Annotated in this window: 5 protein-coding genes and 1 tRNA gene; 2 read left to right on the forward strand and 4 right to left on the reverse strand. The window is 38.2% G+C overall.

What is annotated here, in order from left to right; genetic code table 11:
- The first annotated feature begins 86 nt into the window (after positions 1–86).
- Positions 87–159: transfer RNA gene (locus tag Q7J67_06810), tRNA-Asn, on the forward strand.
- Positions 160–176: 17 nt separating this feature from the next.
- On the forward strand, positions 177–1013 hold the full coding sequence (locus tag Q7J67_06815; GenBank protein ID MDO9464989.1) for a formate/nitrite transporter family protein: 837 nt from the start codon (positions 177–179) through the stop codon (positions 1011–1013).
- On the opposite strand, the gene hydE is transcribed toward Q7J67_06815, so the two are convergent.
- The 4 genes from hydE to Q7J67_06835 are packed head-to-tail and all read right to left on the reverse strand — an operon-like array spanning position 980 to position 4992.
- Entirely contained in the window at positions 980–2017 is a 1038-nt protein-coding gene (gene hydE / locus Q7J67_06820) for a [FeFe] hydrogenase H-cluster radical SAM maturase HydE (protein MDO9464990.1), read from the reverse strand. The genes Q7J67_06815 and hydE overlap by 34 nt on opposite strands.
- On the reverse strand, positions 1992–3488 hold the full coding sequence (gene hydG / locus Q7J67_06825; protein MDO9464991.1) for a [FeFe] hydrogenase H-cluster radical SAM maturase HydG: 1497 nt from the start codon (positions 3486–3488) through the stop codon (positions 1992–1994). The genes hydE and hydG overlap by 26 nt, the downstream gene beginning before the upstream one ends.
- Positions 3473–4738: a [FeFe] hydrogenase H-cluster maturation GTPase HydF gene (gene hydF / locus Q7J67_06830; GenBank protein ID MDO9464992.1), complete on the reverse strand. Its 1266-nt coding sequence runs from the start codon at positions 4736–4738 to the stop codon at positions 3473–3475. The genes hydG and hydF overlap by 16 nt, the downstream gene beginning before the upstream one ends.
- A complete protein-coding gene (locus Q7J67_06835) occupies positions 4735–4992 on the reverse strand; it encodes an iron-only hydrogenase system regulator (protein ID MDO9464993.1) in 258 nt (85 codons plus the stop codon). Before Q7J67_06835 ends, hydF begins: the two co-directional genes overlap by 4 nt.
- Positions 4993–5290: the final 298 nt, after the last annotated feature.

The following is a 5290-nucleotide window of genomic DNA, read 5'->3' on the forward strand; positions in this document are numbered from 1 at the left end:
TGTTACCTATGTGCCCAGCCAGCACATCATCTTGACATAAAGGGATATTTCCCGTTATACTTAGCAGTCTTTTTGATATATAAAATTCCTCGGTAGCGCAATCGGTAGAGCACTTGGCTGTTAACCAGGGGGTTGCTGGTTCGAGTCCAGCCCGAGGAGCTAAAAGGAGTTACGTTTTGAATAATGATACACCACCAAAGGGATATGATCCAAAATTAAGTCCTAAAGAACTCCAAACCCAAATATCATCCCTGGGAATTAAAAAGGCAAATACAAAAATCTGGCAGCTATTTCTTCTGGGAATTCTGGCAGGACTATATATCAGCATAGGAGGACATGCATTTCTTGTTGCACTTGAGCAAGGGATGGGGAAAATTGTTGCAGGTGCTGTTTTTAGTGTCGGACTGGTATTAGTTGTTATTGCAGGAGCTGAGCTGTTTACTGGAAACATAATGATGATAGTAGGAGCCATATCAACATTCTTCCCAATTCGAAAAATGTTGAAAAATTGGACAGTTGTTTATTTAGGCAATTTTGTTGGCGCTTTTTTATTTGCATTTCTTATCTTTAAATCAGGTCTTCTTGGTACACACTTAGACATCAACAAGTTGGGACAATTAGCAATAAAAATATCCGATAATAAACTGGATTTATCGTTTACAGAATGTTTTATTAGAGGGATATTCTGTAACATGCTGGTTATTCTTGCCATTATTATGGCATATTTCTCAAAAGATATTATTTCTAAAATATTCTGCTGTATATTGCCAATTATGGTGTTTGTGGCCTCAGGATTCGAGCACTGTGTTGCAAATATGTACCTAATCCCAATAGGCCTTTTTGTAAAAGGCGTCCCTTTTTACAAGCAATACATAATATTCCAAAATCTTATACCTGTAACGCTAGGGAATATAGCAGGCGGATTGTTTATCCTAATTATACATCCAAATAGAATAAGACAGCTTATTACATTGTTTTCTCACAAGCCTTCTTCACGCACTAATACTAAATGATTTGGTATTAGAGAATGCCCATGGTCTTGCGCGATCTTTCTGCCAATTTTCTTTACTCTATTTTCCATACAGTATCTGCAGGTTATAGGGTCTTCTCCTATGCACGGTTTATCAGGATAAAGCCTATAATTTTGTTTGTATCTCTGCGGTGTAATGTTCGGCATCACCACATTAGCCCCGGACTGTAGTATTATTTCCCTGGCATCAGAACGCAATACATCCATAGCTGTAGTAGCAGGCAGGAGAACCTTTGGACAGAGGATTCTAACCAATGCAATGAATTTTTGCACAATCGAAAAATCTCCATTTTTACTGCCAGAGAGAGGTGTGTCGTTATTCGAAATATAAGGTCCTGCGCCTACCATGTGAAAGTTCCATTTTTTTATAAACAGGATATCATCTGCTATATGTTCTATTGTTTGTCCCGGCAGGCCTATCATAGAACCGCTGCCAACCTGATATCCAAGCTCAAACAACCATTGGAGGCATTTTAATCTTTCATGGTAATTGTCGTCAGGATGCAGTTTCATGAACAGGTTTTCATTACTTGTCTCAAATCTTAACAGATATCTGTCTGCGCCTGCATCTTTGAATGCCTTATACTCATCAAAACTTCTCTCACCGATGCTTAGAGTTACAGCCAGATCAGTATGCGTTTTGATGTCTTCTACTAATTTGGCTAATACCTTTTTTGTAAACCATATATCTTCGCCTGACTGGAGAACGATTGTTTTAAGACCATGCTTATCTATCAGGACGGCTGTCCGGAGAATTTCTTCAGGAGACATCCTGTAACGAGGAATCTTTTTATTTGATTTGCGAAGACCGCAGTAAAGACAATCTTTTCTGCAAAAATTTGAAAATTCGCATATGCCTCTTAGATGAACCTCATCGCCGACATTTTCTTTTCTTATACAGTCAGCTTGCTTAACAGTATCTAAGAAATCGTCTCTCTTTAATATCTCAATTATGTCACGTTTAGAAATATATGTCTCTTTCTCCATTCTCAACTCTCTCGTAGTCTTTCATAAGTTTTGCATAAAATTCAGGCATGAGTTTTTTAATTTCTTCAATTTCCTTGTTTATAATTTTTTCTCCTGCAATATTTGTTTCTTTACTGCCAAAATCATCCAGCCACTCTCTGAAAGTAAGAATCGCGTTCAATTTGCAGAACTTCCCTTCCTTACCTGTTTTTAAAAGGTTCATAATGCACTTGCCTGTTCTGCCGCAGCGATATCCTGCAGTGCAAAACGAAGTAATATATCCCATTTCCGCAAATTCTCTTATTACCTCATCAAGACTGCGTGTATCTCCCAATAAGAATTGCTGACGTTCCTTTTCCTGCTTGGTATATCTGTCACTGTAAGCCCCAATCCCTATGCGTGTTGATGCATCCGTTTGCGTACACCCTAACGAAAAAGTCTCTCTTCGCATTTGAGCACTCTCTCTTGCAGTAATAATCATCCCTGTATACGGCACTGCCAAACGTATCACTGTTACCAGCTTCTTGAAATCGTTATCACTTACCTTATGCTTTGGATCCTGTGTAATCGGAGAATTTGACGCAGGTTCAAGACGCGGAAAAGAAATAGTGTGAGGACCTATGCCAAATTTTCTTTCTAATTCCCTTGCATGGTATAGAAGTCCCATAACCTCAAATTTCCAGTCATACAAGCCAAATAAAGCACCTATTCCAACATCGTCAATTCTTGCTTCCATTGACCTGTGCATGCAGTACAATCTCCATCTATAATCTGATTTTATCGTGCCTTTTGGATGAACTTCCTGATAGGTTTTATGATGATAGGTTTCCTGAAATACCTGAAACGTTCCTATTCCAACTTCCTTTAGTTTCTTCAAATCCTCTATTGACAACGGAGCAGCGTTCACATTAACTCTGCGGATGCTTCCATATCCGTTTTTCGTTTTTACTTTAACATCGTATATCTGTTTTATACTGGAAGTCATGTAATCTATATTTGCAACAGGATGCTCGCCATAAACAACTATCAGCCGCTTATGCCCGATTTTACCTGCTAAAACCTCCGTTTCTTTCTTTACTTCTTCCAATGTAAGCACTCTTCTTTTCTCATCCTTATTCTCTTTTCTGAATCCACAATAGAGACAGCTGTTCACACACAAGTTTCCAAGATAAAGAGGAGCAAATGTTACAATCCTGTTGTCATAAACCTTTTTCTTAATCTTAGTCGCTGTACTTGCCATTTCCTCCAGAGTATCTTTGTCATCCACATTGAGTAATACAGCTGTTTCCTCTGGCGTAAGCGTTTCAACAGCCATTGATTTGTCAAGAATGTCTCTTATCTTTTTTTTGTCAACGCATTTATTATTTTCTAATTTCTCTGTGATCTCTTCATCATTTATAAAGTCTTTGTCTCCATCCATATATTTTGTAATCTCGTTTCTTTTAATCCTGTTATCTATCCACGATTTTGTATCAATTATTTTCGCACACATTTTTCATCAGCTCCTTTAGCTTTTTTAAATACATCCATAGCAGCGGGAAATGGAGAAAGCACTCTTTCCAACACTCCGTGCAGGAAAGAAATACACACGCCGTAATTTGTTATAGGAACGCCTTCCTGTTTAGCCCGCTGAATTCTAAACAGCATTTCTCTTCTGTTGATCATACATCCACCGCAATGAATAATTAGTTTATAGTCCTTTAAGTTTTCGGGATAATCATGTCCTGAATATGTATCTATATTTAATTTTTTCCCTGTATATTCTTTCAGCCATCGCGGAATTTTTACTCTTCCAATGTCATCCTCCACCGGATGATGACTGCACGCCTCAGCAATGAGAACCTTATCTCCTGAAACCAGTTTATCTATTTCGCACACACCTTTCACTACCTCTATTAAATCTCCTTTGTATCTGGCAAAAAGGATTGAAAATGTTGTGCATTTAACATGTTTTGGAGTATCAGCCACCATTCTTGAAACGACCTGAGAATCACATACTGAAACGTCAGGCGGTCTCTTTAGATTGTCCAGTATATGAGCGTATTCACTCTCCTTAACAATCAATGCGGCAGAGTCATTATCTAAAGCATCTCGTATTGTCTGGACCTGCGGTAGAATAATTCTTCCCTTTGGAGCTTCCATATCAATAGGAACAATTAATACTGCCAGTCCTCCTGAAGGAATAATATCTCCTATGATAGTAGGCGGATTCAGGAAATCATCTGGACAGATTTCTGTAAGATGCTTTTTTAAGTCATTCACATACATATCTCTATTGTTAAAATCCATACTGGCGCAAAGAATAATCCTCTCTGTCTTAGCTTTTAGTTTTTTTGCAAACTCAAGGGAAGGTGATTTCTGATCAATCTTATTCACAACGATAATGAAAGGCGTATTTCTATTTTCCGTTTCACGCAAAATAGCATCTTCGTATTTTCCCCATATATCTGCTTCAGTCAGAAGTAAAATAATATCTGCTCTGTCAAATATGTTCTTTGTTTTTTTGATTCTTAACTCTGAAATGGACGATGTGTCATCTATTCCCGCTGTATCCAGAAACACAACCGGACCAAGGGGCAAAAACTCCATGCTTTTTTCAACCACGTCACTGGTTGTACCCGGAACAGGCGAAGTTATTGCTATGTCCTGATTGGCAACCAGATTCAGAAAGCTGGATTTACCAACATTAGTTCTTCCAAATAATCCTATATGAAGCCGCAATGATTTAGGCGCTTTTTTCATCTGCTTTTTACCTTTCCCAGTGCTGATTTTACTGATACGCCCTCAATAGCGCCCAGCTTTCCTGTTAAAGATCCAAGCTCATCTGTAGTAGCATCTACTACAAGCGTGATAACACAGCAATTCTTCTCTTTATAAGGAATACCAACGCGCGCTGCAATAATATCTCCGTATTCTGAAAGCAAACTGTTAATTCTTGAAGAAGCCTTTTTTCTATCCTCAATTATGATTCCAACAAAACCCAGTCTTTTATCCATCATATCCTCCATTAAATAAAAATTCCCGATCTCTATCCTGCAAAGAGACCGGGAAAACACCATCAGCCCCTTGGTTTCAGGAAGAAACCCCTCCCCGCAGGAAATAAGTTTTAATATACTAACATAATAATATCATTTATTACTCTAAGAAACCACCAAATGTGCTGGCTGGGCACATAGGTAACACTTTTTGTTTAAGATTCTCATTGTGATTCTCAATATATCTCATGGGTGTTAAATAATCAAGCGCTTGATGAGGGCGATTAAAATTGTACTCAATCAGCCAATTTGTTACAGC

The organism is bacterium (genome assembly GCA_030652805.1).
In the GTDB taxonomy this organism is placed as follows: Bacteria; JAHJDO01; JAHJDO01; order JAHJDO01; family JAHJDO01; genus JAHJDO01.